Raw genomic sequence first — 26634 nt, 5'->3', positions numbered from 1 at the left:
GGGATTGCTCTTTCAGGCTATCCAAGCGGTGCCCGCGGCAGACGAACGGGAGTTTAATCCTCTCCAAACGACGTGCGGCACGGAAGCACCCCGAGTGCCCACTGTTATCCCGCGCCGTGCACGAACGGCATAGGCCTAATGGCCTACCCTGAGTGAATGGAGCAGACGCGATGATCCGGCGTGAACAGGCCAAACGCACGCGTGACGCACTGCTCGACGCCGCAGCGGAAGAGTTCTGGCTGCACGGCCTCGAAGGCACCCGTATTCAAGACGTGCTCGACCGCGCCGATATGACCAAGGGCGGGCTGTACCACCACTTCACGAACAAAGTGCAGATGGCCGAAGCAATCGTTGAGCTCGAGGCCGAGCGCTGGCCAGAGCTGGTCGCCCTGGTAGAAGGCTCTGGGCTTCGCGGACTCGCCGCACTCGAAGCGTTTTCCATCGCCGTCGCCGAGCGTATCGACGGTGATGTGCGCGCACGCGCGATCATGCGCATCGCCGAAGAACTCGACCCACCGGCCGTCGCGGCATTCGAGCTCTGGCATGACTTCGTGATCCTCGCTCTGCAGCAGGCCATCGCCGACGGCGACGTCTCCGACTCGATCCCGATCCGCGAACTCGCGCAGACGGTCGTTGAGTGCATCTACGGGGCCAGCATCTGCCCCTTCCCGATCAGCCGTCAAGTGGTCGTGAGCGAACGCCTCGCGAGGCTCTGGATGATCCTGGGTGCGGGCCTGCGCACGACCGCCCGCTGAATCTCGACACGGCACATTTGAGCGATTCGCCACAAATTAAAGTGATTCACCTGCCGGACATACGCGACTAACCGTATTCACCGACCCTTTCGCCCGTGAACTAGCGGGTTCGGATGACCGAACTCCGCCTCCTCCTGTGCTTCGGACGTGCGGCGTTAACCTAGTGTTCATCTTCGAAAGCGGCGTACCGGGCCCCCTGGCGGGGTTTTACCGACGAATAGGTTTGCGAAATTTCGTCGGGTATTGCATGATTGCCGAGCCAGCCACCGTGGGCCCCCGAGAAGCGGAACTCTGGCACGCACACGCCACACAAGCGCCAGAGCATCCGACCGACCGTCGGGTCTGTGAGCGCGCTCACCACTAGGGGGAACCGATGGAGATTCGCGACACAGAGCGAACCTCTCACGAGGGCGCAGTGCTCGAAGGCACGTCGCTCGACGACACGCCGCTCGACGAGCAGGCGCACGTCAAAGACAAACCACGCCAACTGACGACGGTGCGCGGCATCTCCGACAACGCCTTCCGATTCACGGCGCACGGCGGCGGTGTCGTTGTGCTCAGCATCATGACCCTCGTCGGCGTGTTCCTCGCGGTGCGCGGTGCAGAGGCGATCGCCGCCGCAGGCCCCAACTTCTTGACCGAGCAAGACTGGGAGCCCAACTCTGGCAGGTTCGGCATCGCCGCCGTTCTCTTCGGCACGGTGACCATCGCGCTCATAGCAATCAGCGTGGCCCTGCCGCTCGCCGTTGGCACGGCAACCTACATCTCGGAGTACGCGCCCGCCGCCATCAAGCGCTTCCTGGTGGGCATCGTCGACCTGATGGCCGCGATCCCCTCTGTGGTCTACGGACTGTGGGGCATGTTCTGGCTCGAGGGGTCGATCCTGCCGATCGCCCAGTGGATATCCACCTACTTCGGCTGGATCCCGATCTTCGCTGTGCCGAACTTCGAACCGGGCGACCCGCTCGCCACGCCGACGGTGTTCACCGCCAGCGCCTTCCTGGCCGGGCTGGTCGTGGCCATGATGGTGGCTCCGGTCGCGGCATCCATCATGCGCGAGGTATTCGCCCAGGCGCCCGTCGGTGAACGCGAGGGCGCCTTGGCGCTCGGGTCGACCAAGTGGGGCATGATCCGCTCGGTCGTCTACCCGTTCGGCCTCGGCGGCATGATCGGCGGCGCGATGCTCGGCCTCGGCCGCGCGCTCGGCGAGACCATCGCGGTCTACCTGGTGATCTCGCCGGTGTTCGTCATCCAGCCGCACATTCTGCAGACCGGCACCAACTCCATCTCGTCGCTCATCGCTCTGCGGTACGGCGAGGCGAGCCCGTTCGAGCTGTCGGCCCTGATGGCTGCCGGGCTTGTTCTGTTTCTGATCACGATGGTCGTCAACTTCGGTGCCGGCATCATCATCCAGCGTTCCCGTTCGGGCGCGGCGAGCTGAGAGACCCATGACCACGATCGAATCCCCCCGCACTCAGCGCCGCGTCCAGCGCCCGGCGCGCATCACGCGCACCCACCTGCCCGGCCGCGACGGTCGCAGCACACACCCCACCCGTCCGGAGACGCGGCGCAACCTCGCGCGCATCCGCCGCGATGACGTGCTGCGTGTCGTCGGCGCCGCGGTGGCCGCTATCGCGACCACGGCCTGGCTGTACACGCAGGTGTTCCCCTTCGAGGGGCCGGTCACCTTCGTCGTGGTCGCCTACCTGCTCTTCGTCGGCTTCTTCGTCACCGTGATCAGCTTCGACGACAACCGGGTGACGATCCTCGACCGCGTGGTGTCCGTGATCGTGCACTCCCTCGCTGTCGTGCTGATCCTCGCTCTCGCCGTGGTCGTCATCTTCACCCTCGGCCGAGGCACTGAGGCGTTTCTCAACTGGAACTTCTGGGTGCAAGACCTGTCGCTGGCCGGCCCTCTCGACCCGATGACCGTCGGCGGCATGGCCCATGCAGCGGTCGGCACGCTCATCATGATCGCCATCGCCCTCGCGATCGCCATCCCCCTCGGGCTGCTGTGCGCGGTCTTCCTCGCCGAGTTCCCCAGCCCGTTCGCCCGCATCGTGCGCACCGTGGTCGAGGCGATGACTGCGCTGCCATCGATCGTCTGCGGCCTGTTCATCTACGCCACCTACATTTTGCTGTTCGGCTTCGACAAGTCGGGATTCGCCGCCAGCCTCGCCATCACGATCATGATCTTGCCGATCATCATCCGCTCGGCCGACGTGGTGCTGCGGCTCGTGCCCGGCACGCTCAAGGAGGCCTCGCTCGCCCTCGGCACCAGCCAGTGGCGCACGATCTGGCACGTGGTGCTGCCCACCAGCAAGTCGGGGCTGATGACCGCGATCATCCTCGGCACCGCCCGCGGCATCGGCGAGACCTCGCCGGTGCTGCTCACCGCCGGCTACACCACGTTCTACAACTTCAACCCGTTCTCGGGCCCGATGGTGTCGCTGCCGTTCGCCACGTTCACCCTGGTGAAGAGTCCGGAGCCCACGCAGATCGCCCGCGGTTTCGGCGCCGCAGCTGTGCTCATGGTGCTGGTCTTCGTGCTCTTCCTCGTCGCCCGCATCATCGGCGGCCGCGGCGCAGGGCTCCTGTCGCCGCGCGGCCAGGCCCGCGCTCTCGCCGCATCACACCGCGACGCCGAACGCTTCGAACACCGTCTCGCGCCGGTCGCGAGCGGGGCGCCGCCCGCGAAACCCGCGATCACAGAAACATCGACAACAGGCACGGAGGCCAGCGAATGAGCATAACGCGGATGTCACGGTGGAGCTCAGCTCGCGCGGTTGCCGCGCTGCTCGGCCTCGTGCTGATCGGCACGGGTGTGCTCGGCTTCGTCGGCGCCCCGCAGGCCCTCGCCGTTGGCGCCGTTCACTCGCCGCTCGTCGGCTCGGGTTCCACCTGGTCGGCTAACGCGCTGCAGGCCTGGATCCGCAACGTGTGGGCCAACTACCAGTGGAAGATCACCTTCTCGGAGTCGGGATCGACCCAGGGCCGCAATGACTTCGGCAACGGGACATCCGATTTCGGCGTCTCGGAGATCCCCTACGGCATCGTCAACAGCAACGAGGCCGATGTTCGCCCCGAGCGCCCGTTCGCGTACATGCCCATCGTCGCGGGCGGCACCGCGTTTATGTACAACCTCGACATTGGCGGCCACCGGGTCACCAACCTGCGGCTCTCGGGCGAGACGATCGCCAAGATCTTCACCGGCACCGTCACCCGCTGGGACGACGCCCTGATCAAGGCCGACAACCCCGAGCTCGCGCTGCCGTCGATTCCGATCGTGCCCGTGGTGCGCTCCGACGGATCGGGAGCGACCGCGCAGGTGTCGATCTGGCTGCGGCAGGAACACGCGGCCGAGTGGGACGCCTACTGCCCCAAGGTGGGTCGGACGCTGGTCAACGGACACTGTGGCGTCACCAGCAACTACCCGGTCGTGCCCGGCACCGGTTTCGTCGCGCGGTCGGGATCCAACGGCGTCGCGGGATACGTGGCACAGTCGCATGCGGTGGGCGCGATCACCTTCGTCGAGTACTCGTACGCCCTCAACTCCGGGTTCCCGGTGGCGAAGGTGCTGAACAACGCGGGTTACTACACCGAACCCACGGCGCAGAACGTGGCGGTGGCGCTGCTCAGCGCGCGCATCAACGAAGACATGACCTCTCCCGACTACCTCACGCAAGACCTGTCTGGCGTCTATACTTCGGGCGACGCACGCACCTATCCGCTGTCGTCGTACTCGTACAGCATTCTGCCCACCGCGCTCGGTTCGGGATTCACCGAAGACAAGGGTCTCACCCTCGCCGACTTCGGTGCCTATTTTCTCTGCGAAGGGCAGATGAGCGCCGAGATACTCGGCTACTCGCCGCTGCCGATCAACCTGGTGCAGGCAGGCCAGAAGCAGATTCAGAAGATTCCCGGCGGCGACCCGCTGATCAAGGGCATCAACGACTGCAACAACCCCACCTTCTCGCCCGACGGGTCGAACAAGCTCGCCAACGAGGCGCCCCAGCCGCCCGACTGTGACAAAAAGGGCGTAACCCAGTGCACCACCGGCACCGGCGGGGCGAAGGATACGCCCACCACGGCGACGGGGGGCGGCGCGGCGGCGGGCGGAACCACCAACACCGACGGCACCACCTCGGGCGGCGCCTCTGGTGATGCGGTTGGCGACGCGGGCACCGGCTCGTCCGGCGGTGGCGGAAACTCGTCGGTCATCGACGCCGACGCGAGCCCGGTGATCGTCGCAGCAACCCCGCAGTCGATTCCCCCGGCCGGCGTGGGCGTTCTGCCCTCGGTGGCCATGCTTGGCGCGGGTGGCGGCCTGCTCGCCTTCGCCGCCGTGCCGCCGCTGCTCGGCAAGCGCGGCCGCAAGACACTCTTTCCCACTCCCACCCGCGGCTCCCCCAGCTCAACCCCGAAGGACTGATGCTCTCGTGACATTCCCCGCCCCCCGCAGCGACTCCGCCCGGCTGCGCCTCGTGCGCGGCCTGAGTCTGGCGCTCGTCGCATTCTCTGCCCTCGGTCTCGCCGCCGTCTCCACCCCGCCGAGCGCCCAGGCGGTCGTTGACGACTCGTCGGTCACCGTGGCGTGGGCGGGCGGCAATGACCCCGCGCTGCAGAAGTTTCAGCCGGCTCACCCCGACGCGACGGATAAAAGCGGCGACTACGAGGACTTCAAAGACCTCACGGTGACGGTCGATCGCACGCGGAACCTCGCCGACGGCGGGGTGCGGGTGACGTACGACGGGATGGGGGGGACGCAGCGTGGCACAGGGACTGGGTCGGGGGCGGTCAGTTACAACTTCCTCAGCGTCATGCAGTGCTGGGGGCCCAACCCACTCGCTGATAATTTCGCAGAGACGTGCCAATGGGGAGGGGTGTGGAACTCCGACCACGTGCTGCCCAGTAACGATGGCTCGGCAGGAAAGTACATCGACAGCGCGGGCCTCGCGACGACGGTCGTCGAACGTGGAGCGACAGCCTTCCGCTCCGCGGCAGGCGGAGGGTATGGGGAGAGCGACCCACAGTCGAAAAAGTTGGAGTACTTCGGTGAAACGACGACCAACGAAGTTTCTATAGCTCGTGTGGGAGCCGACGGGCACGGCGAAGTCACTTTTGAGACGCAGAACGCCGTCGGCGCGCCTCACTTGGGTTGCGGCGCCGACGACGACTCGGGCGCAGTCCGACGCTGCTGGCTCGTGGTGGTTCCCTATGGAAGTCACACGCAGATAGTCGACGTAGCAGACCCGAAGTACGGTGCAACGTTGACCGATATCGGGAGCACCGGGAGCCCGTTCGACCCACAGTATTCGCGGTGGAGTGAACGAATGGTCATCCCGCTCGACTTCACTCCCGTCGGCGCTGCGTGTTCGTCGGGAACCGAAGAAATTCGCGCCACCGGTTCGGCCCTGATGTCAAAGGCGATGGGGTCGTGGCAGCGCGAACTATGCGACAAGGGCCTGTACTCGATGGTGACCAACGGCGACGACGTCACCCGGGGGCAGATGCTCTCTGGATCCACCCCGTTCATCTACACCTCTCAGCCGGTGGATGCAGAAGCAGCATCGACAGCGGGCGCCGACATCGTGTACGCACCCGTGGCCGCGACGGGCGTCGTAATCGGCTACAAGTTCACGACCTTCGCGGGCACCGTGACTACCGCAGACATATCGCCACGGCTGCTCGCGAAGCTATTGACGCAGTCATACCCGCATCAGATCACCGGCAGGATCTCAAACATGGGCCCTTCCGAGACCACGACCAGCGAGCACCTCGCCTGGTGGAACGCAATCGATACTTCACCAGCGTTCTGGCAAGACCCCGACGTCGTGCGGGCATTTCACCTCGACGATCCAGACAACCCTTCCTCACGGAAGACCCCCTACCCGCCGCTGCCTCAGGTGCTTGGGCCGCAGACCGCGGATGCTTTTGCACAAGTCTGGGCGTGGATCCAGGCCGACGACGAGGCGCGCGCATTCCTCGAAGGCCGGCCCGATGCCGACAATCACGGCATGACAGTGAACCCGTATTACCTGCCTGTCGGCCACCCAGGAGCCGTCGTATCACCTGTCTATTGCGTGAACGGCCTCCCCGCGCTGAGCAGCGGGGCCCCTTGTGTCGACGGCGATAAGGTGCTCGGTCCGAACGGGGACCCGATCAGCAAGGCCGTCGGCCTCGATGTGAATCTCGCAACGGACACGATCAACTACTTTCCGAAGGCGGACGAGACCCAGGCTCCCTACTCTCACCCAACGGTTGTAGGGCAAGCCGGCTATTCCACGGAGGGCACGGTCCGCATTGACGCGCAATCGTACCCCAGCTACGCCGGGAGCTTCGAGAACGTAGCGCAGCGGATAGGTCGAGGCGACACCGGCCGACTCACCGCGTGGGACTACCAACTCAAGGCGTTCAAGGCTGAGCAGCCCTCATACCCGATTGCCACATTTGTAATAGGTATTCTCGACGCCCCCACGGCAGAGGCCTTCGCGCTGCGCACGGCGCGCCTTCAGCTGCCGAATAGGCCCGGCGTATTTGCCGGCGCGGATGCCGAGGCGCAGGGGCGAACGCTCGACGCGCAGAAGGCGACGAGCGTTGCGGGGGTGACAACCACCGACTTCGCCGCCCTGCCCGACGACGCCTACCCCCTCACCTCGATCGTCTATGCGGCGGCCGACCTCAACGACCCCGCGATGGGCGCTGACGCGCGCGGCAAGTACGCCGAGCTCATCCGCTATGCGGCGCAGGGGGGAAATGAACTCGGCTTCGGTCCGGGGCAGCTCCCGCCCGGATACGCGCCGCTGAACGCCGCGCTCGTGACTCAGGCGCTGACGGCGGCCGACGTGCTCGAGGCCGGGCCCCAAGCGGCGCCCGCCGCAGCACCGACCACGCCACCTGCCGCTTCCAGCGCCATCGTGACGGTCCCCTCGAAGACGTCCACCACCGGTGCGGCTCCCGCCGCGCCCGGAACCACCGCGACCTCGACCCGTGCGTCGACCACGGTGACCGCCGCGGAGCCGACGAGCAGCGTAGTCGGGTCAACGGCCCTCGGCGGGTCGCTCATCGCCGGCCTGGCCGGGCTGGTGGGAGCGCCGTTCCTCCTGCGACGGAAACCGCAATGAGTCGCCCTTAAAGCTTCTTGCCACACTAACGTCCGGTGGCATGAAGAAGCCCCCACCAAGGCTTCAAATCGTGGTGAGGGCTTCCGCGCAACAGCGCATGTAACAAGTGGACATCATAACCGAAAGGTTGCACAAAGTGAAACTCATCAAGAAAATGACGGTTTCGGCGCTCAGCGTCGCCACCATCGCGGCCCTCGCTCTCGGTGGAGCTACCGCCGCGAACGCGGACCCGATCGGCGACACCGCCGACCGCTCACTGCGCGGCGTCGGCTCCGACACCACGCAGGACTTGTACAACGGTCTCTCGCAGGCGCTGCTCGACGGCGTGGGCGACCAGTACATCGCCTCGTTCAACGCCACCCCGCTCGGCAGCACCATCAAGACCTGGAGCGGTGGAACCACGTTCAACCGTCCCGACGGTTCGAGTGCTGGCGTGAAGGCGCTGCGTTCGGCGATCGACGACACCACCACCCTGTTCAACGGTTCGACGAGCGTCAACCTCAACCACGACGACGTCAACTTCGCGCGCTCCTCGAGTGGCGCGAAGTGGCTGACCAGCGGTACCGGCGCGCTCACCTACCTGCCCTACGCGGCTGACGGCGTGACGTGGGCGACCACCGAGGACAGCATCCTGCCGACCACCATCCCGGTGGGCGAAACGACGGATGCGTCCACCCTGCTGACCCTGCGCAACATCTACGCGGGTAAGGTGACCAGCTACACGTCGGGCGGAACGACCATCACCCTGCACCCCCTGCTTCCGCAGGATGGTTCGGGAACGCGCAAGTACTTCACCGACACCGTTCTCGCCGGCACAACAATCAGTCCCACCATCCCGGCAACCTATGGACCGGCGAACACGCCGGTGCAGGAGAACAGCGGCGCGCCGCTGCTCGACGGCAGCTACATTGTGCCGTTCTCGGTCGGCGCGTTCATCGAGCAGAGCAACGCGGCAACCCTCAACGCCAACTACGCAGCCGGCGTAGTCGACCGTCGTGGAGCCGCAGAACTGCAGCAGGTCGATGCTAGCGTGCCCGTCTCGGGCGGCGTGCTGAACTCGGCATTCCCCCTCAAGCGCGTGGTCTTCACCGTCGTCGAGACGGCAGCGATCACCACGGGCAACGCCCTCTACAACGCCGACCTCGCCTCGACCTTCGTCGGAGCAGCCGGCTCGGCCTACACACGGAACAGCCCGTACAGCGGAAACAAGGTCTTTGAAGACTTCGGCTTCAACGCCCTCCCGCTGACCATCGGGGTAGACGCCTACACCGCCGGATCCACGGCGTTCACCATTAACTAGCACCACCAGCAACACCCTGTGGGGCGGATTCCGGTCCGCCCCGCAGGCGCACGTTTCTCACCCGCTCGCCTACCGAAAAGAGACAGACAGATGCACACCATCCCCCGCACGCGGCGCCAACGGCTGGTCGCCGCCCTGCTCGTGGGTGCCGGTCTGCTCGCCGGCATCGTTCTCGCGGGCACAGCAGCGCACGCCGCAGACGTCGACATCCCACCGGGGGTGGGCACCTACGTCGGCCCCCTGCACGTCGAGCCGAGCTCGGGCGGGTGGGACGACAAGCTCACCCGTGTCTGGACCGACACCGCCTTCGATCCTGCTGTCACGGCTACAACCCACCCGTTCGTGTGGCTCTCGCTACAGAAGGGCGTCGGCACGGGCACAATCGGCGTGCTGGATAGCAACGCCCTTTACACAGGCCCGCTGTATGGCCCCTACAACTTTGGCTCCGGCTCCGGCGCCGCGGGCGGCGACGTCATCACTCGGGCGTTCTCCGGGCGACTGAGCAGTGTACCAACACTCGACACCACGGCTGTCGGCTCGACCTTTTCGACGGTTCTCTCCGCGAGAAATACCACCGGGTCAACCTTCTACTTCCGCGCCGACTTCGAGGTCACCGCCACCGGCTGGAAACTCATCGAAACGGCGCCCGTGGTCAAGGCCGATACCGTGACGACCCTCGGCGCCACCGCGCTCAAGACCGGCGCGGTGCGGCTCTCCGCCACCGTGACTCCGGCGGCGGAGACAGGAACGGTGACGTTCAAAGACGCCACCGGAGCCGAGCTCGCCCAGGTGACCCCCGTGCGCGGCGTCGCCACGTGGACATCCGCGGTACTCTCCCCGGCCACCGAGCACACCTATTCGGCCGACTACTCCGGCAGCGACCTCTACAACCCGTCAACGGCCGCTGCCGTCACAGTCACCACGGTCGCCGACCCCATCGCGCCCGCGAACACGAACATCACCGTGGCGATCCCAACAGCCCCCATCGCCTTGCAGTTCACGATCACCCCCGGCGGCGTTTCGCTCAACAAGGCCCTTCTCGAAGGCGACGCTCTCGTCGCGACCGGCCAACTCAACAGGGTGACGGTGAGTGACCAGCGCCGCACTCGAACCGCGTGGACGCTCAACGGCAAAGCAACCGACTTCGTGAACGTGGCCGACTCGACCAAGACGATCGCGGCCTCGGGGCTCGGGTGGGTGCCCGCACTGGTAGGCCAGCAAGCGGACAGCGCTGGCAGCCCAGGCGCGATCGTCACCGCGGGCGTAGGAGGCGGGCTGTCTTCCGCAAAGCCGCTGGCGCAAGCAACGAGCGGCGCGACCAAGGTGCAGACGAGGGTGATCGCCAACGTCATCTTCACTGCGCCCGCCGACACCACTCCCGGCACCTACACGTCCACGCTCACGCTCACCCTCATCTAACTTCTTCCATCCGCTCCCGACCGCACACCTAGAGAAAGAGACACCCGCATGCCTACCCAGCCCACCACCCGCTCGCCGCGGCGGTTCGCCGCGCTGCTCATTGGCGCCGGCCTCGTCGCCGGTGCCGTGCTCGCCGGCACACCCGCCCACGCCGCAGACGTCGACATCCCGTCCGCCTACGGCACCTACGTTGGCGAGCTGCACGTCGAGCCCAGCTCGGGCACATGGGACGACAAGCTCACCCGTGCCTGGACCGACACCGCCTTCGATCCTGCTGTCACGGCTACCACCCACCCGTTCGTGTGGCTCTCGCTACAGAAGGGCAACTTCTCGGGCACAATCGGCACGCTGAACAGCGTCGCCGCCTACACGGGTCCGCTCTACGGCCCGTACAACTTCGGCTCCGACCCCGCGGCCACCGGCGGCGACATGATTGCCCGTACGTTCTCGGGCCGCCTCAGCTCGGTCACAACCATCGACACCACGGCAGTCGGATCCACCTTCTCAGTCGTGCTGCACGCTAAATCCACCACGTCGAATCCGTCGGCCGGCAACCCCTACTTCCGCGCCGACTTCGAGGTCACCGCCACCGGCTGGAAGCTCGTCGGCGACGCGCCCGTCGTTAAGACCGACACCGTCACGACCCTCGCCGCCAGCGCCCTCAACACGGGCGCGGTCACCCTCACGGCCACGGTTGCCCCCGCGGCCGCCACCGGAACGGTGTCGTTCAAAGACAGCGCCGGCGCCGAAGTTGCTAATGTCGCGCCCGTCAACGGTGTCGCGTCGTGGACCTCGGGCGTGCTGACCGAAGGAACTACCTACAGCTACACCGCCGCCTACTCGGGCGACGCGTTGTACAACACCTCCACGTCGAACGCGGTGACCGTGACCACGGTCGCCGAGCCCGCCCCGCCGCAGGACACGAACATCACCGTGACCATTCCGGCATCCGCAACCGGCCTGCAGTTCACGATCACCCCCGGCGACGCGGCGCTCGGCCAGCCGACGCTCGACGGAACCAACTACGTCGCCACCGGCGCACTCGGCACGGTGACGGTCTCTGACAGCCGTGCCGCGCGCACCGCGTGGACGCTGAACGGCAAGGCGGGCGACTTCGTCGGTCTCACCGACGCCACCAAGAAGATCGCAGCGAGCAACCTCGGTTGGGTTCCGGCCGCGGTCGGCGCCACGAACGCCGGGACCGCCGGTGCCGCCGTTGTCGCGGGCGTCAACGGCGGCCTGTCGAACGACAAGCCGCTCGCCCAGGCAGCGGCCGGAGCCACCACGGCGCAGACCACCGTCAACGCCGCCTTCACGCTGAAGGCTCCCGTCGACACGGCTGCCGGCAACTACACGGCGAAGCTCACGCTGACGCTGATCTAGCACGGTGTCGGGGGGGGGGTGTTCCTTCTCNCTCCCCCTTGTTTCCGGTTGGTGTCTCTCCTCTAGTCTCCCCAGCGCGACACACCCGCTCACTCTCCGCTCAACCCGAAAGACCCCGATGACCACTCACTTTACGGCCGCCACTGTGGCCGCCGCCCTGCTCGCGGCCGCGCTCGTCACGGCCGCCGCCACCCCGGCGCACGCCGAGGGCGAGAGCGACGTCACCTGGAGCGTGCAGCCCTCTTCCCCGCAGGGTCCCGATGCGCGTTCCGAATTCGACTTCACCGTGGCACCCGGCACCACGATCAGCGACTGGGTCGCCGTCTCCAACTTCTCCGCAGGCCCGGCCACCTTCCGCGTGTACGGCTCCGACGCCACCACCGACTACAACACCGCGGCCTTCACCCTCATCGGCGCCGACGAGGCCTCCACCGACGTGGGATCCTGGACCACCATCGACTCGTCGTCACCCGCCTGCGCCGACAGCAACGACGCCGGCGAAGCGGCCTGCGCGGCGACGATCGGCAAGACGATCACGCTCGAGCCGGGCACCCGCGCCGACATTCCGTTCACCATCACCGTGCCCGCCGACGCCACACCGGGCGACCACGCCGCCGGCATCGTGGCATCCTTCCAATCCGCGGCCACCGACGCCACCGGCTCGGCCGTGCAGGTGGAGCAGCGCGTCGGCACCCGCATCTACCTGCGGGTCGACGGCCCGCTCGAACCGAAGCTCGCCGTCACCGGCGTCGTCTCCGGGTTCGACGGAACCCTCAACCCCTTCGGCCCTGGCACCGGCCGCGCCGGATTCGACATCACGAACCAGGGCAACGTGCGCGTCTCGGCGGTGCCCACCGTGCACCTCACCGGCCCGTTCGGCATCGACTTCGGCTCGATCACCCTCGACCCGGTCGAGAACATCGTGCCCGGCGGGGTGGCCCACGTGGAGGCGAGCTTCCCCAACGTCGCGCCGTTGTTGCTGCTCTTCGCCGACATCACCCTCGACCCGGTACCGTCTGCCGGCGCCGCAGCGGCCGACCCCCTGCCGGCCGTGCAGACCGCGAGCACCATGGCGTGGGCCGTGCCCTGGTCGCTGCTCGGCCTCGTGGCCGCGATCGTGGCTGTCGTCTGGCTCACCCTCTGGTGGCGGCGCCGGTCGCGCGAGCTGCTGGGCTCCGAACTCGCCGCCTACGCCGAACAGATCCGCACCGAAGAACGCACCAACCTCGGGCACAGCGCCCCCGCACACGAAAGCGAGACCGTTCGATGAACGTTTACACCCAGACCCCAGGTCGACGAGCGGTGCGGATGCTGGTTTCCGCCGCCCTGCTCGGTGCGGCGTTCTCCGCGGTCAGCTTCGGCGCTGTCGCGGCCCACGCCGAAGACCAAGACACCGGCTTCACGGTGGTCATCCCGACGACGGCCCCCACTCCCACGCTAACTCCGACTCCGACTCCGACACCGACACCGACACCGCCTCCTGTCACCGCGCCGGCCACGACGAACACGACGACGAAGACCACGACCACCGTCAAGGCACCGGTGAAAGCGGCCACCACGTCGCCCACCGCACCGGCCGCTGCCGCCGAGTGCACGCCGGCCGAGCCGCCGGTACCCACGGCCCCCGCGTCGAACGGTTCGAACGCGGCTGTCGACAAGGACTTCTACGAGCCCGGCCAGAACGTCACCGCCACCGCCACCGGCTACGCAGCGGGCGAGCAAGTGCAGCTCGTGCTGTTCTCCGAGCCCACGCTCATCGGCACGTTCAGCGCCGACGCCGACGGGCAGGTTGAGGCCGTGTTCCCGATCGACAAGAAGACCACGCCAGGAACCCACACCGTGCAGTTCACCGGCTGGTGCAAGAAGATCGCGACCGCCGACGTGCTCATCGGCAGCGGCCCGCTCGTCGCGGCCAGCTTCGACATCCCCGTGGGCGTCTGGATCGCCGGCGGCGTCGGCGGCGCCGCGGTTCTCGGCGTCGCCGCCTGGCAGCTGCTCGGCCTGATGCGCGCACCCGTTCTCGGCAAGCTGGGCGCCTGATGACGATCGACACCCGACCTCCCGCAGCCCCGACGCCACCAGCGACATCGCGGTTCGCGGTGACCGAGAAGATTCGGATGCGCGTCGCCAGGGCCCACCGCCCGATCCCCGCGGGCGGCGGTCGGCCGCCCAAGCGCGGCGGCAAGCCCCGACCGCGGCTGCGCCTCCCAGACGCTCCCCGCCCGCTCGCACCGCGCGACACCCGCTGGTGGGCGGGCGCCGCGATCCTCACCGTGTCGCTGCTGCTCGTCGGCTTCGTCGGGCACGTCGCCCTGTTCTCGGTGTTCCAGCACAACCGCGCCCAAAACCTGAGCTACCACGAGCTGCGCACCACCCTCGCGAAGGCAGAGACCCCCGTGGGGCAGCTCAATCTCGACGCCGAGCTGGTGCCAGCCGGAACGCCCGTCGCGCTGCTGCAGATCGACGCCATCGGCCTGAGCGAGGTCGTCGCCGAGGGCACCACGGGCGAGGTTCTGCGCACCGGCATCGGCCACCGCCGCGACTCGGTGATGCCAGGGCAGGCCGGAACATCCGTGATCCTCGGCCGACAGACCACCTACGGCGGGCCGTTCGGCGGTCTCAGCCGACTGAAACCCGGCGACGACATCACGATCACCACAGGGCAAGGCACCAGCACTTTCCAGGTGTTCGCACTGCGCCGTGCTGGCGACCCGCTGCCCGAACCGCTGCGCGCCACGGAGGGCCGGCTCGAGCTGATGACCGCCGACGGCCTCGCACTGTTCCCCTCCGGCGTCCTGCACGTCGACGCCCAACTCACCTCGAAGGTGCAGACCACCCCCACCAAGGTGCTCGCCTACGCCGCCCTGCCGCCGGCCGAACGCGCCATGGGCCAGAACGCGAGCGGATGGTTCAGCTCGTTCTTCATACTCTTCTTCTTCGTGGCATCCGCCATCGGTCTCTGGTGGCTCTGGACCCGCTGGGGCCGCTGGCAGGCCTGGCTCATCGGCGTTCCGGTGATGCTCGTTCTCGGCGTCACCGCGGCCGACTCCGTGATGAACGCCCTTCCCAACCTCCTCTGACCACCCGCTAGCCCCAAGGAAACCATGACAGCCCCTTCTGCTCAGCCCACGCCGAGCCACAACGACATCACCACCGTGCACCTCACCGCGGCCGACGCCGCCGAGCTCGCCGCGGAACGCGTGCCGCTGCACAATGACGACGTCACCTCTGTGCTGCCCTCGCTCAGGATCTCGACCCGCCCGGCACCTCCTGCGCCGCCCGAGACCATCCACGACGCCGACGCAGAGATCGCCGACTCCGTGGCCCTCCCGACGGTGTCCGCCGCCCCGCTCTCCGGCCTCGAGGCGCGCGACGTCTCGGCCTGGTTCGGCGAGCACAAGGTGCTCGAACGGGTGTCGCTCTCGATGGGCGCCGGCGAGGTGACCGCGCTCATCGGGCCGTCGGGCTGCGGCAAGAGCACGTTTTTGCGCATCCTCAACCGCATGCACGAGCTGGTGCCCTCAGCCGCCCTCGCCGGCGAAGTGATTCTCGACGGCGTCGACATCTACGACCGCGAACGCAAGCTCACCGACGCCCGCCGGCACATCGGCATGGTGTTCCAGAAGCCCAACCCCTTCCCGGCCATGTCGATCTACGACAACGTGATCGCCGGCCTGAAGCTCACCGGCGTGCGCGCCTCGCGCGACACGAAAGACGAGATCGTCGAGCGCAGCCTCACCAGCGCCGGCCTCTGGCGCGAGGTGAAAGACCGCCTGCGCCAACCCGGCGGCGGACTCTCGGGCGGCCAGCAGCAGCGCCTCTGCATCGCGCGGTCGCTCGCGGTGAAGCCGAAGGTTCTCTTGATGGATGAACCGTGCTCGGCCCTCGACCCCACGTCGACCCGTGTCATCGAAGAGACCATGGGCGAACTGCAGAAAGAGGTGACGATCGTGATCGTGACCCACAACATGCAGCAGGCGCAGCGGGTGTCGCAGAAGTGCGCGTTCTTCCTCGCATCGCAGGGCACCCCCGGCGGCATCGTGGAACATGGCGACACCGATGCGATGTTCTCCGAGCCGCAAGACGAGCGCACGTTCGACTACGTGAACGGTCGATTCGGATAATCATGCACCTCGACGACCACCCCGAGAACCTCATCGGCGGCCGGTTCCGGCTGGCCGAGCTGCTCGGGGTGGGCGGTTCCGCCTCGGTGTTCGCCGCGGATGACACGCTAAACCCTGGTTTGCGCGTGGCACTCAAGCTGCTGCATCCGCACCTCTGTGCCACCGAGGAATCGCGCGACGCGTTTCTGCGCGAGGCGCGGCAGGCCGAGGCTTTGCGTCACCCGAACGTCGCCGCCATACACGCCAACGGGCTGCACGAGGCCGGCGGCATGATTCAGGCCTGGATCGCGCTCGATCTCGTTGACGGCGAGAGCCTGGGTGAACGGGTGGCGCGCGGAGGGCCGCTGCCGGCCGCCGAGGCCGCGGCCGTGCTCGACGGCGTGCTCGCCGGGCTCGGCGCCGCTCACGCCGCCGGGCTCGTGCATCGAGACGTGTCGCCCGCAAACGTGCTGATCACCACGCATGGCGGTCCGTTGGTCGCCTCGCACGTGCGGCTGGTCGACTTCGGGCTCGCCGATGCGACCGGACATTCGGTCGTCGGCCGCGACGTGCTGCTCACCACCAATGCTCCGGATGTCGCGGCCAGCGATATTGGCGTGATCGGCAACGCTGCCTTCATGTCACCAGAGCACGCGCAGGGCAGACCCGTGCGCGCAGCGAGCGACCTCTATCAGGCCGGCGCGCTGCTCTACTTTCTCCTGACAGGTCACCCGCCCTACCTGCGCGACAGCACCGCTCAGGTGCTCGAGGCGCACGTGTCAGCGCCGCCGCCCGTTCCGTCGGTGCTCGCGCCCGCCGCCCGCCCACTCGACCGCGTCGTGACACGCGCGCTGACCAAGACGCCGGCCAGACGGTTTCGCGACACCACCGAGTTTCGCGCCGCGCTGACCGACGCGCTGCCCGCGCTGCCCGACGCGGCGGATGCGCCCGCGGAGGCAGGCGCCACTATCGACCCTGCGACCCGCGTGCTGGGCTCGAGCACCGCGGGCCAGCTGGCCTATCTCTCCCCCGCGGCCCTGGCCCCCGCGACCCCGTCTGGCGTCGACGCCGGACAGCCGCAGCGAACTCCGGCAACGCCCGCCGGTCTCGCCGCGCTCGTGGTGGCCGCACTCATCTGCGGCCTCGCCGTCTGGGGAGTTGTGGCGGCCGCGGCAGTGCCCGAACCCGACGCCCACAAGACACCGATGGCGAGCGACACGTCCACGCCGACGGCCACGGCATCGGCGACGGCTGCGGAGACCCAACCCTTCGCATCCGCCCCGCCCAGCGAGTCGCCCGTCGCGACCGACGTCTCGGTGCCCACGCTCTACGGCACCCTCGCCGACGCCGAACGGGCCCTCGCCGCGCTGGGACTCGCGCTCGGCACCGTGTCACGCATCGACTCGGCCGAGAAGGCCGAGCGCGTGCTCGCTCAATACCCCCAGCCAGGGCAAACCGTGCCCGCGGCATCGGCCGTCGACGTGAGCGTTGCCTCTGGCACCAACACCGTCCCGGCAGTGGCCGCGCTCAGCGTCGGGGCGGCCACCGCCCTGGTCGAATCGGCCGGGTTTGTCGTGAACGTTCACGGCACCGTCTCGCCGGCCGCGATCGTGAGCGGCACCCTGCCGGCGCAGGGGGCCGTGCTGCGGGTGGGCGTGACCGTGGTGCTCGTCGTCGAGCCCCAACCGACACCGCCCCCCGCAGAACCGACGCCCGAACCAACGGAGGAACAATGACGTACCTGACTCTCGAAGGCTGGGCAATTGAGGTGCCCCTATCCGGCATCGACCCTTACCTGGCGGCCGCGATCTGGCTGATCGATCGGCGGGATGGGGCGCTTATCCTCGACCAGTCTGGTCACGGCAATTCCATTCATGCCCGAGTCCTGATCGAGACAGTGCCGGTAGTGGATCTGCGCCCACGTGCGGCCTTCGCTCACTCCGAAGGGCTGGGAATCGTGCTGGTCACCCCGACCCCGAAGACTTTGGAATTGCTCGACAGAAACGAGTTCTCCGCATCCGCTCAATGGTTGTTGATCCCCTCAGACGGCTCCAGCGTCGACCGTCCGTTCCAAGACGCCTGGCTCTGGGCGCAGCAACGGCCCGCGACGATTACCCTGGCCGGCACGACAATGCCCGATTACGATCTCTCGTACATTCTCACGCCGCACGAAACGTGGGCGCTGGCCGTGCGATCGGGTCTGTCGCGCTCTCAGATCGCAGACCTACGCGGAGCCGCGTTAGCCGCCTGACCCTCACCGAGCGCTGGCGGTAGCGCGCGGCACAGAAGATCATCGCGCGGAATCCTTCACCTGCCGTCGTCGTCGTGGGAGAGACGTCCGCGGTGCCGATCGCTGGAACGGCTTCACCAGCTGTTTACCGGCCGTTCTATTGCGAGTACCACGGTCTCGTAATTCCCGCTTACCTTCGCGAGTTTGAATACATGTGTTCTCGTAATCGTCGAGACCCGCACTCCGAAAGGTCACCATGCGTCGCTTTACCCTTCCAGCGGTGGGCTTGCTCACCATCTCCGCGCTTGCGCTTACCGGCTGCCAGGCATCCGGAGCAGACGCGGCGGCCGTGGCAAACGCTCCGATCACGATCGCTACCATTCCCGTCTCCGACGACCCGACGGCTGAGAACCCGATCGAGGTTCTTGCCGAACTGCTCGAGAAAGAGACCGGCCGCGCCGTCGAGATTACCGACGTGCCGGACTACCTCAGCGTCGTCGAGGCCATCCGCTCTGACCACGTGGACATTGGGATCATGAGCGGCTTCCCCTCCGCCCTCGCCCTCAATACCGGTGAAGTAGATGCATTGCTCGCGTGGAAAGGCAGCGACGAGCCTGTCTCGACATGCGTGGTGCTCGATGACTCGCCCATTGAGACTGTTAAGGATTTGAAGGGCACAACTGTCGCCTTTGCCGATCAAGCGTCGAGCTCGGGGTATTTCATGCCCGTGTACATGCTCCACGAAGCCGGGCTCGAACAGGGCGAGGACTATGAGTCCATCTTTGCGGGCGGCCATGAAGGAAGCTTCGCGGCGCTGCAGCAAGGCCAGGTGGATGCCGCATGTACAGCCTTCGCCATCACCGAGATGGGAGCGCCGATGTTCCCCTTCGCCGACGATGAGTGGAGAGCAGTTGGCGAAAGCCCGTCGATGGATGTCATCGGCACGGTTCTCGCACGCCAGTCGCTCGATGACGGGACCCGAAAGCTCCTTGAGGAGGCACTGCCGAAGGTGTTCTCGGAAGAGAACAAAGAAGCGCTCTCGGCATACAGCGCCTTTGTTGGTCGAGATGTCATCATCGAACCAAGCCCAAGCATCTTCGCGTCGTTTGCCAAAATCGCGGAGGTCGCGGGCGTGAAGCTCGAGGACCTCAAGTGAGTATGCCGGTTCGTTCTGTGCCACCAGGCACCACCCGTGCAACCTCTTCCAGGGACGTGGCTACATCGGAATTGCGCGCAGCTCTTCCCCTCGTCACGGTGCGTGGTCTCCGCGTCGCCTACGACGATCAGCTCGTTCTTGACGGCGTCGATCTCGACCTGTTTCCTGGGGAAATGGTCGCGCTCCTCGGCGCATCCGGGTCTGGCAAATCCACTCTCATGAAGAGTCTCACGGGCTTCGCGCCTGTTTCGGGCGGCACCGTCCGAGTGGCCGGCCACGACGTCACCAACCTCGGGCGGGGCGAGCTCCGCGGTCTCAGGTCTGAGGTGGGACAGGTATTCCAGCAGTTCAACTTGATCCCACGAATGAGCGTGCTCACCAACGTGCTCACCGGAGCGCTCCATGAAGCGGGCCCCATCAATATTCTTGGCGGGTTCTCCAGCGTCCACCGGAAACGGGCCATGCATCTTCTTGACCGGGTTGGAATCGCCCACAAGGCGAAGGACGCGGCGCGGGAGCTGAGCGGTGGCCAGCAGCAACGCGTCGCCATCGCTCGTGCACTCATGCAGGAACCGAAGGTGATCCTCGCGGACGAGCCCGTTGCATCGCTCGATCCGAAACTTGCTCATTCCGTTCTCGAGTTGCTTCGTGAGATCGCAACCGAGGATGGCATCCCCGTACTGGTGAGCCTGCATGTGCTTCCTTTGGCCCTCGCGCACAGCGACCGCATTGTCGGACTCCGGCACGGCGAGATGCTCGTTTCCGCACCCACCTCCGAGCTAAGCGCTGCGAAGCTTGCGGTGCTCTACGACGAAGAAGAGGATGCTGCCGATGACCACCACAGCTGAAAATCGCACCCGAAACACGGCTGCGCCCGCGCTGTCGAGGTCAGAGCGTGCGCGTCTCGAGCGCGCGGTCTCTGCACCTCGAACACGGTTTCTCGTTGCTATCCCTCTTGCACTCGTGTTGCTGGTCTGGTCATTCAATGGCGCGGAGTTCAACTTCGCGAAGTTGGGACAGGGCACTGTCAACATGGGCGAATTTTTATCCAGACTGTTCCCGCCCGACTTCGGCAAGTTCGAAACTATCCTGACGTTGCTCATCGAGACGTTCCAAATGGCAATCGTTGGCACTGTCCTTGGCGCGGTGCTTTCTCTGTTCGTTGCATTTGCTGCGGCGTCCAACATTGCACCGAGATGGCTGTATTTCCCGGCGCGCTGGACGATGAACATCATCCGCTCCGTGCCCGACCTTGTATTCGCTCTCATGTTCGTCTCGGCCGTCGGACTCGGCCCGTTCGCGGGAATCCTTGCCATGACCCTCGGCTCTTTGGGATCCATCGGCAAAATCTTCGCTGAGGCCATGGAATCCGTCGACCGAGGCCCGATTGATGCCATGCAAGCGGTCGGCGCATCGAAACGGCAGGTCGTGCAATACGGAGTCCTTCCCCAGGCGGCTCCGCTGCTGGTGTCATACACGTTGCTCCTGTTCGAGGGCAACGTCCGCGGAGCGACAATCCTCGGCCTCGTCGGCGCTGGCGGGATCGGCCTCGAACTCACCACAGCGATGCGGATGTACGACTACGGACACCTCAGCGCCATCATCATCTGCATCATCGTGCTCGTCACAGCGATAGACCAGGGCAGCGCCCTCATCAGAAAGAGAATCACATGACCATCTCCACCCTGGATATCCAGCTCAGCGCCCCGGCCAACATCCGTGACTTTGGCGGCATTCCCGTCGCAGGAGGCACCGTGCGCGAAGGATTCGCCATCCGCGCCGATGACCTCTCCACGATCACATCCGACGTGGCCAGCTCCCTCGCCAAGAACGGATTGGCGGCGGTGATCGACCTGCGCACCTCACACGAGGTAGCGATCACCGGGCGCGGACCGCTCGCAGAGCACCCGGTCGCGTACCACCACCTGCCACTCATCGCGAGCGTGGCCGACTCGATGTCAAAGGACGCACCGTTCATGGTCCATCAGGCGATGGGAGAGATGTACGCCGACATGGTCGAGAACGCAGCTCCCCAGCTGGTCACCGCACTGAACATCATCGCTCACGCCCCTGGGGCAACGGCATTCCATTGCTCAGCAGGCCGCGACCGCACTGGCATCCTCGCAGCAGTGCTCCTGCTCGCTCTCGGGGCGCACGACGACGACATCGTCACCGACTACGCACGAACCGGTCCCAACATGGCAGCGATCAGGGAACGCACCAAAGCCGTGATGGGTGCGCTATTTGCAGGCCTCGGTATCGACTCTGACCAAATCCGAGCGGCCACCATCTCGGACGAGCCCATGGAGGCGTCGATGCTCCTCCTCCTCGAACGCCTCCGCGAACGACACCGGGACGCGCTTACCCCGCTGCGCAATGCGGGCCTCAGCGAGAGCACGATCGCTCGCCTGAGGGAGAAAGCACTCATCGCGTGACGTCGAACGCGATTCAGGACGCCGGGACTGCGGTCCATCGCGGTCCCGGCCGTCCGCGCGACGAAGATCTCGACAACCAGATCATCGAGGCGACGCTCGCGCTCATCGATGCTGAGGAAGACATCACCGTCTCCCGAGTGATTGAACGCAGTGGCGTAAGCCGAGCGGCGCTCTACCGCCGCTGGCCATCACTCACGGCGCTCATCGCGGCTGCTTTAGATGTCGGACGGACAATCCCATCGTCCATCTCCACGGACGGCGACCTTCGCGAGGCGATCTTCACCGCAATCCTCGGTGGCCCAATCTCCGTGACCGCAGCCGGATACTCGAACGCGCGGTTCCGGCAACGGATCCGACTCGTGATGGCGGACCGCCAACTGCAACAGGCGTATTGGTCCTCCCATGTGGTGCGGCGGCGTGTTCCAGTCGAGAAAGCGCTTCGGGTCGGCGTTGAGCGCGGGATCCTTCGCGCCGACCTCGACGTCGAAGCATGCTTCGACGCGATAGCCGGCGTTCTGTACTACCAACTTGTGGTCCGTGGAGATGCGCTCGACTCCCCGGCCACTCAGTCACGACTACGCTCTGCAGTCGAAACGGTATGGCGCGGAATGCTGGCTGACAGTTCACCGACCGCTGAACAATCAACGCCGACATCCGCATGGGGCTGAGTTGAAAAAGGGTCGTGAGCGCGTCGGAGTGACGCTGTAGTGTCGTCGGAATGAGCATGAGCGCGAGCACGAGCACACAAGAGACAAGGGCGGCTGGACCGCGATCGGGCTGGGAAGTCGCCGCGTTCGTTATCCTCGGGTTGCTTCTGGGGTTCGCGACGATCTTTGCGAGCTTCATTGGCAGCTTTCTCGGCTTCGCCGGGATCACCGACCCGTCTGCCCCGTCGACACTGCCGGACGGGGTGAAGGTGGCAATCCTGTATGTTGCCATCGGTGGCCCGTGGGTGATCACAGCTGTCGTTCTGCTGTGGGGATTCCTGCGCCTCATGAAGGGCAAGGCGTCCTGGCCGCTTCCCCTGGCCGGTGGCGTCCTGCTCATCGTCAACTTCTACGTCTGCGGGGGCCTCATCACTTCATGAGCTGAGGAGGCGCTTGAGGTGCATGACTGAGCGCACTCACCTGGCGCTTTCCCCAATCGCAAAAACCGTCGACCCGACCGGTACGTGCAAGCTTCGTTCTAAAGGGCGATACGCCTTGAATGCGGGTGCGCCGGCGGATCAGCGATCAGCCAATCAGCCAATCAGCAAGTTACTGCGGCCTCCATGGCGGCGACGGCGTTTGCTTGGAGGGCTCCCAGGGCCTCCCTGTCAAGCTTTGCGTGCTTTGCGAGGCGATACGCGTACCAGGCGCGGTGCACCCGCATGTATGCCTCGTCGTTGCCCTCGTTGAGCCAGTCCAATGCGTCGCGACCATGAGCGACTAGGTCGTGATCGAAGTCGTCGGGCTCATCGAGCCGAAACGGCATGCGCCACAGTCAGGGACGCTCGACCGGCTCAGCGTCGTCGAGCCACTCGACTGGGCGGCCTGAGAGTCCAGCAGCGATCGCGGTTGCCGTCTCGCGCCAGGAGGTGAGCTCGGCGATGGCGAGGTGTGGCTGCCCCGTAGCGAACGACGCTCGAGCGGCGTTGACGAGATCCTGCGCGCACTGTGCCTGATCCTTCGCTGACAACGCAAGCATCCATTGGAACCGGTCAGCCATTCTCGATGCGAGAGTGCCCTTGTCATCGAGTGTGACCGTGATGAGGTCTGCTGCGAATTGCAGCAGGGCCGCGCGGGCGTCCGCCTCGCGCTGGGACATCAGCACCAGTGGCTCGCCATCGCGGCGCGTGATCTGGACAGTGTGGTCCTCGGCCTCGGCGAACACATCGGCCTGTTTGCTCAGCTCCCGCCTCCGATCACGTTGATGCCGATGATGATGACGATGGCAAGGAACGCGAGAACCCCACCCAGCACTGCGAAGAGATTCCACTGCGGCGTCGCCTTCGGACGGCGGAACGTTATCTGCGACTGGAGAAGCCCCTGGCTCTGGCTGACGAACTCCCAGCCGTCGTCCTGCCACTTCGCCGTCGTCTTGGCTTCGGTACCGCGGATCGCCTGCACCGTCGTCAGTTCGTATTTCACTGCATCGTCAGCCATAAGGCTCCCGACCCCCAATCGGACTTATGACTCGTGGAGCACTCGTGAGCATAACAGAGGAGTGCCCGCATACCGCGCCTTCCGCCAACGCTGGCGGTTCATCGATGACAGTGATGTCGAATTCCGGCCTACCGCCGAAGGTGCCCACAGGCAGGCGAGGCCGGCCGGGCATCAGCGCACCCCCTCACGGAGCGACAGATCAGCCGAGGGCTCGTGCAGTCCGTCCAGCCAGCCGACTAACTACGTCGGAGACGCGGTAACGAATCTCGCGCCCCACCCGAATGCCGGAGGGGCCGCGTCCGTCGGCGCGCAGATCGTAGATGGCTTGCACGTGCACGCCGAGATACTCGGCAAGTTCGCTCGTAGTGAGAACCGGCTCAAGGCTGAGCCCGGAGAGGCGTTCGGTGTTCATAACACCAAGGTGCTCGAGGCCATCCCAGATGAACCGAGGCGGGCCGAACACCACTCCGCGAAGGTGCCGCAGGAGGGTGGAATTTTCGAATAAGTGTTGAATAAACGTTGAGTCTATCAAGTTTCTGCCTTTTCACTAAGACAAGAAACCCTGATCAGACCAATCTTCCAGTAGGGCGGACGGGACTTGAACCCGTGACCGACGGATTATGAGCAAGTTAATTTTAAACCGCTGGTCACGATCATGTTTAATGCTGGTAAACCAGCGTTTAGCGACATCAATGCGCCCGTAGTGGCCCGGAGGAATACCGACAAACCCCGGAGCTAGAGCGGAGTTTAGAACGGACCTCCGGTGATCTAAACGGCACGAAGTCGACGGGCGGCGGCGATCATGGTGGACGTGTCCGTGAGGTCGGTATACGAGCCCCTGTTCACGGCTGCGTCATGCCCGAAGAAGGCCGCGCGGACCACCTCAGGCACCTCAAGCAGCATTGAATTGAGCGTCGCTCGCCAGACGTGCGTCCTCGCAGTGTTCAACAGTTTGATGTCGAGGGACTCAGCCAGTTCGAGGTAGAGCTTTGCAACCTCCCCACCGCAGTTGCGACGATCCCATTCGGTCGTCGAATCTGCTGGCGAGCCGATTACGTACGCCGCTTGACCCAGGGCAACGTTCTGGCGAGTCAGCAGCCGCTCGGCGACCCGGTCGTCGAGAACTGGCACGCGCCGCTCTCTATTAGTTTTGGAGATGTCCTTTGTCACGGTCACGTGGATCACGCCGCAGTCGTCGGTCTCGACGTGCCGCCGCCAAGTGATTGCGTTTGCCTCGGAGACCCTCAGACCCGTGGCCGCTTGGAGGAGTGTGAGGTCGATGGCGTTTCGGCGTTTTGCGATCTTGTCTCCGAGCGACCATCGGCCACGGCGTGGCTCGATCAGACCGTCCGCCGGATCGAGTTCCAAGAGGTAAGCCAGCACGGCGTCGTATTGATCCCGCGTGAGCGCCTGCCCTCCTCGTTCGATCGTGTTTGGCTTGGCGTTGGACTTGAGGTCAATCGACATTCCGGACAGCGGGTTGCCACTGATCACTTCGTCACGAATTAGCTGCTGCAAAACATACTTCGACAGCACTGTGCGGGCTTGCTTTGCGCTTTCGGCACCGTGCAACTCCGCGATTTCCATAAGGCACGCCTCCAACGCCCTGAAGCGCGTACCTGAACTAATTGAGTGACCCTTGAGTGAGTGTGCGTGCGCATGCCCTGCGCACTCCCCCACGAGTTGGCCCAGCACAATGAAATATCGTGCGCGGCTATTCGGCCTCAGCTGCGCGCTCTCAATTGACGGCCTCGACACTTGCTCGAGGTATTCAGTCAACGATGAAGTGGTTTTCCAGGCACTCCCGCCCGAGGAGAGCAGCTCGTCGGCAGTGGCTTTAGCGCGCTGGCGGAGCTGACCTTTGGTGGCACCCTGAGATCGTTTGGCCACCAGTCGGCCGTCGTGGAGCCGAATGGACCAATCGAGCAGCCATACATCCTCGCGCTTCCGGGGAGTCGCTCGGTCGATCGAGTGCTGCCCTGGCTCAAGACGGGTGGTTGCTGCACGCTGCGTGGTCATAGCTAGAACGTATTTTGTATACGCGTTCAAGTCAAAACGGGCGGCAACGGGCGGCAGCGGGCCGGTGTGATACGTTTACGCCAGCCCAATAATCTAAAAAGGGTCAGAGTCTCTCGGCTCGACGAAGTGGAAACGCCAAGCAACCGTTAATAGGTTCGGCTATCAGGTCCCTCGAAAATTCACAATTTTTGAGGACAATCATGGCCACCACTTCCACTCGGGGAAACCTCCCACACTCGATCGCTGCCATCCCGCCCTGCGCGCTGCCGAGCGTGATTGCTGCGCCCTACGTCGGCGTCTCACGTAAAACGCTGTCCAACTGGCGCGCGCTCGGCGAGGGCCCGCCGTACGTCCGACTCGGAAAGACCGGCGCCAGGATCGTCTACCGGATTGCTGATCTCGATCAGTATCTGGCCGACCGCGTGATCGGTGGTGCCCGATGAGCGCCGCCAAAAATACGGGCACCCACGATTCAGGGGGTTTCGCAGTGCCCAAATGCCAGAACCTAAACTTTGGGTGGACAGGACTCACAAGCCTGTCAGGAAGGATGGGCATCGTTGCCGGGC

At 65.7% G+C, this 26634-nt stretch carries 26 protein-coding genes; 21 read left to right on the top strand and 5 right to left on the bottom strand.

Annotated features, from left to right (window positions below):
* Positions 1-170 precede the first annotated feature (170 nt).
* From AC25Z0_RS04290 to AC25Z0_RS04195, 20 genes are all read left to right on the top strand, one after another.
* Positions 171-755 (top strand): TetR family transcriptional regulator, encoded by a 585-nt coding sequence (locus AC25Z0_RS04290; protein WP_488118965.1) that lies wholly within the window; start codon positions 171-173, stop codon positions 753-755.
* A gap of 373 nt (positions 756-1128) precedes the next feature.
* Entirely contained in the window at positions 1129-2196 is a 1068-nt protein-coding gene (gene pstC / locus AC25Z0_RS04285; protein WP_488132434.1) for a phosphate ABC transporter permease subunit PstC, read from the top strand.
* A 7-nt stretch (positions 2197-2203) separates the two neighbouring features.
* Positions 2204-3502 (top strand): phosphate ABC transporter permease PstA, encoded by a 1299-nt coding sequence (gene pstA, locus AC25Z0_RS04280; RefSeq protein ID WP_488132433.1) that lies wholly within the window; start codon positions 2204-2206, stop codon positions 3500-3502.
* Entirely contained in the window at positions 3499-5187 is a 1689-nt protein-coding gene (locus AC25Z0_RS04275; RefSeq protein WP_488132432.1) for a phosphate ABC transporter substrate-binding protein PstS, read from the top strand. The genes pstA and AC25Z0_RS04275 overlap by 4 nt, the downstream gene beginning before the upstream one ends.
* A gap of 7 nt (positions 5188-5194) precedes the next feature.
* A complete protein-coding gene (locus AC25Z0_RS04270; protein WP_488132431.1) occupies positions 5195-7879 on the top strand; it encodes a hypothetical protein in 2685 nt (894 codons plus the stop codon).
* 136 nt (positions 7880-8015) lie between these two features.
* On the top strand, positions 8016-9179 hold the full coding sequence (locus tag AC25Z0_RS04265; protein WP_488132430.1) for a type 2 periplasmic-binding domain-containing protein: 1164 nt from the start codon (positions 8016-8018) through the stop codon (positions 9177-9179).
* A gap of 90 nt (positions 9180-9269) precedes the next feature.
* Positions 9270-10598: an Ig-like domain repeat protein gene (locus AC25Z0_RS04260; protein ID WP_488132429.1), complete on the top strand. Its 1329-nt coding sequence runs from the start codon at positions 9270-9272 to the stop codon at positions 10596-10598.
* 48 nt (positions 10599-10646) lie between these two features.
* Positions 10647-11981 (top strand): Ig-like domain repeat protein, encoded by a 1335-nt coding sequence (locus AC25Z0_RS04255; RefSeq protein ID WP_488132428.1) that lies wholly within the window; start codon positions 10647-10649, stop codon positions 11979-11981.
* A 118-nt stretch (positions 11982-12099) separates the two neighbouring features.
* Positions 12100-13251, top strand: coding sequence for a hypothetical protein (locus AC25Z0_RS04250; RefSeq protein ID WP_488132427.1), 1152 nt, complete (start codon positions 12100-12102; stop codon positions 13249-13251).
* A complete protein-coding gene (locus tag AC25Z0_RS04245; protein WP_488132426.1) occupies positions 13248-14021 on the top strand; it encodes a hypothetical protein in 774 nt (257 codons plus the stop codon). Before AC25Z0_RS04250 ends, AC25Z0_RS04245 begins: the two co-directional genes overlap by 4 nt.
* Positions 14021-15061 (top strand): sortase, encoded by a 1041-nt coding sequence (locus tag AC25Z0_RS04240; RefSeq protein WP_488132425.1) that lies wholly within the window; start codon positions 14021-14023, stop codon positions 15059-15061. Before AC25Z0_RS04245 ends, AC25Z0_RS04240 begins: the two co-directional genes overlap by 1 nt.
* A 255-nt stretch (positions 15062-15316) precedes the next feature.
* A complete protein-coding gene (gene pstB, locus AC25Z0_RS04235) occupies positions 15317-16105 on the top strand; it encodes a phosphate ABC transporter ATP-binding protein PstB (protein WP_488133112.1) in 789 nt (262 codons plus the stop codon).
* A 2-nt stretch (positions 16106-16107) separates the two neighbouring features.
* Positions 16108-17820, top strand: a complete 1713-nt coding sequence (locus AC25Z0_RS04230) for a protein kinase domain-containing protein (RefSeq protein ID WP_488118953.1) — start codon at positions 16108-16110, stop codon at positions 17818-17820.
* Positions 17817-18335 carry a hypothetical protein gene (locus tag AC25Z0_RS04225; protein ID WP_488118952.1) on the top strand — a complete coding sequence of 173 codons (519 nt, stop codon included), beginning with the start codon at positions 17817-17819 and terminating at the stop codon, positions 18333-18335. Before AC25Z0_RS04230 ends, AC25Z0_RS04225 begins: the two co-directional genes overlap by 4 nt.
* 235 nt (positions 18336-18570) lie before the next feature.
* Positions 18571-19470, top strand: a complete 900-nt coding sequence (gene phnD / locus AC25Z0_RS04220) for a phosphate/phosphite/phosphonate ABC transporter substrate-binding protein (RefSeq protein WP_488118951.1) — start codon at positions 18571-18573, stop codon at positions 19468-19470.
* A 56-nt stretch (positions 19471-19526) separates the two neighbouring features.
* Positions 19527-20318 (top strand): phosphonate ABC transporter ATP-binding protein, encoded by a 792-nt coding sequence (locus AC25Z0_RS04215; RefSeq protein ID WP_488118950.1) that lies wholly within the window; start codon positions 19527-19529, stop codon positions 20316-20318.
* On the top strand, positions 20302-21144 hold the full coding sequence (gene phnE, locus AC25Z0_RS04210) for a phosphonate ABC transporter, permease protein PhnE (RefSeq protein WP_488118949.1): 843 nt from the start codon (positions 20302-20304) through the stop codon (positions 21142-21144). Before AC25Z0_RS04215 ends, phnE begins: the two co-directional genes overlap by 17 nt.
* On the top strand, positions 21141-21905 hold the full coding sequence (locus AC25Z0_RS04205; RefSeq protein ID WP_488132424.1) for a tyrosine-protein phosphatase: 765 nt from the start codon (positions 21141-21143) through the stop codon (positions 21903-21905). Before phnE ends, AC25Z0_RS04205 begins: the two co-directional genes overlap by 4 nt.
* Positions 21902-22573, top strand: coding sequence for a TetR/AcrR family transcriptional regulator (locus AC25Z0_RS04200; protein ID WP_488118947.1), 672 nt, complete (start codon positions 21902-21904; stop codon positions 22571-22573). Before AC25Z0_RS04205 ends, AC25Z0_RS04200 begins: the two co-directional genes overlap by 4 nt.
* A gap of 50 nt (positions 22574-22623) precedes the next feature.
* The gene (locus tag AC25Z0_RS04195) at positions 22624-22992 is read left to right on the top strand and encodes a hypothetical protein (protein WP_488132423.1); all 369 of its coding nucleotides are present in this window, start codon (positions 22624-22626) and stop codon (positions 22990-22992) included.
* A gap of 161 nt (positions 22993-23153) precedes the next feature.
* On the opposite strand, the gene AC25Z0_RS04190 is transcribed toward AC25Z0_RS04195, so the two are convergent.
* The 5 genes from AC25Z0_RS04190 to AC25Z0_RS04170 all read right to left on the bottom strand — a co-directional run bounded on the left by AC25Z0_RS04190 (position 23154) and on the right by AC25Z0_RS04170 (position 25516).
* Complete coding sequence (locus AC25Z0_RS04190; protein ID WP_488132422.1) at positions 23154-23378, bottom strand: hypothetical protein; 225 nt, start codon at positions 23376-23378, stop codon at positions 23154-23156.
* A gap of 9 nt (positions 23379-23387) precedes the next feature.
* A complete protein-coding gene (locus AC25Z0_RS04185) occupies positions 23388-23777 on the bottom strand; it encodes a prevent-host-death protein (protein ID WP_488118945.1) in 390 nt (129 codons plus the stop codon).
* 14 nt (positions 23778-23791) lie between these two features.
* A complete protein-coding gene (locus tag AC25Z0_RS04180; protein ID WP_488118944.1) occupies positions 23792-24049 on the bottom strand; it encodes a hypothetical protein in 258 nt (85 codons plus the stop codon).
* A 199-nt stretch (positions 24050-24248) separates the two neighbouring features.
* Positions 24249-24461: a helix-turn-helix transcriptional regulator gene (locus tag AC25Z0_RS04175; protein ID WP_488118943.1), complete on the bottom strand. Its 213-nt coding sequence runs from the start codon at positions 24459-24461 to the stop codon at positions 24249-24251.
* Between the two features lie 356 nt (positions 24462-24817).
* Positions 24818-25516 carry a hypothetical protein gene (locus tag AC25Z0_RS04170; protein WP_488132421.1) on the bottom strand — a complete coding sequence of 233 codons (699 nt, stop codon included), beginning with the start codon at positions 25514-25516 and terminating at the stop codon, positions 24818-24820.
* A 752-nt stretch (positions 25517-26268) separates the two neighbouring features.
* On the opposite strand from AC25Z0_RS04170, the gene AC25Z0_RS04165 reads away from it, so the two are divergent.
* A complete protein-coding gene (locus tag AC25Z0_RS04165) occupies positions 26269-26511 on the top strand; it encodes a helix-turn-helix transcriptional regulator (protein WP_488132420.1) in 243 nt (80 codons plus the stop codon).
* The last annotated feature ends 123 nt before the right edge of the window (positions 26512-26634 follow it).

This window comes from Leifsonia sp. Y862 (genome assembly GCF_057669585.1).
The sequence above is the reverse complement of the archived record's forward strand: the minus strand, read 5'-3'. Positions and strand labels throughout refer to the sequence as shown.

Coding starts and splice junctions, on each gene's coding strand:
- AC25Z0_RS04290 (WP_488118965.1), top strand. CDS start 171: ATGATCCGGCGTGAACAGGCCAAACGCACGCGTGACGCACTGCTCGAC.
- pstC (WP_488132434.1), top strand. CDS start 1,129: ATGGAGATTCGCGACACAGAGCGAACCTCTCACGAGGGCGCAGTGCTC.
- pstA (WP_488132433.1), top strand. CDS start 2,204: ATGACCACGATCGAATCCCCCCGCACTCAGCGCCGCGTCCAGCGCCCG.
- AC25Z0_RS04275 (WP_488132432.1), top strand. CDS start 3,499: ATGAGCATAACGCGGATGTCACGGTGGAGCTCAGCTCGCGCGGTTGCC.
- AC25Z0_RS04260 (WP_488132429.1), top strand. CDS start 9,270: ATGCACACCATCCCCCGCACGCGGCGCCAACGGCTGGTCGCCGCCCTG.
- AC25Z0_RS04255 (WP_488132428.1), top strand. CDS start 10,647: ATGCCTACCCAGCCCACCACCCGCTCGCCGCGGCGGTTCGCCGCGCTG.
- AC25Z0_RS04250 (WP_488132427.1), top strand. CDS start 12,100: ATGACCACTCACTTTACGGCCGCCACTGTGGCCGCCGCCCTGCTCGCG.
- AC25Z0_RS04245 (WP_488132426.1), top strand. CDS start 13,248: ATGAACGTTTACACCCAGACCCCAGGTCGACGAGCGGTGCGGATGCTG.
- AC25Z0_RS04240 (WP_488132425.1), top strand. CDS start 14,021: ATGACGATCGACACCCGACCTCCCGCAGCCCCGACGCCACCAGCGACA.
- AC25Z0_RS04230 (WP_488118953.1), top strand. CDS start 16,108: ATGCACCTCGACGACCACCCCGAGAACCTCATCGGCGGCCGGTTCCGG.
- AC25Z0_RS04225 (WP_488118952.1), top strand. CDS start 17,817: ATGACGTACCTGACTCTCGAAGGCTGGGCAATTGAGGTGCCCCTATCC.
- phnD (WP_488118951.1), top strand. CDS start 18,571: ATGCGTCGCTTTACCCTTCCAGCGGTGGGCTTGCTCACCATCTCCGCG.
- phnE (WP_488118949.1), top strand. CDS start 20,302: ATGACCACCACAGCTGAAAATCGCACCCGAAACACGGCTGCGCCCGCG.
- AC25Z0_RS04205 (WP_488132424.1), top strand. CDS start 21,141: ATGACCATCTCCACCCTGGATATCCAGCTCAGCGCCCCGGCCAACATC.
- AC25Z0_RS04195 (WP_488132423.1), top strand. CDS start 22,624: ATGAGCATGAGCGCGAGCACGAGCACACAAGAGACAAGGGCGGCTGGA.
- AC25Z0_RS04190 (WP_488132422.1), bottom strand. CDS start 23,378: ATGCCGTTTCGGCTCGATGAGCCCGACGACTTCGATCACGACCTAGTC.
- AC25Z0_RS04180 (WP_488118944.1), bottom strand. CDS start 24,049: ATGGCTGACGATGCAGTGAAATACGAACTGACGACGGTGCAGGCGATC.
- AC25Z0_RS04175 (WP_488118943.1), bottom strand. CDS start 24,461: ATGAACACCGAACGCCTCTCCGGGCTCAGCCTTGAGCCGGTTCTCACT.
- AC25Z0_RS04170 (WP_488132421.1), bottom strand. CDS start 25,516: ATGTCGATTGACCTCAAGTCCAACGCCAAGCCAAACACGATCGAACGA.
- AC25Z0_RS04165 (WP_488132420.1), top strand. CDS start 26,269: ATGGCCACCACTTCCACTCGGGGAAACCTCCCACACTCGATCGCTGCC.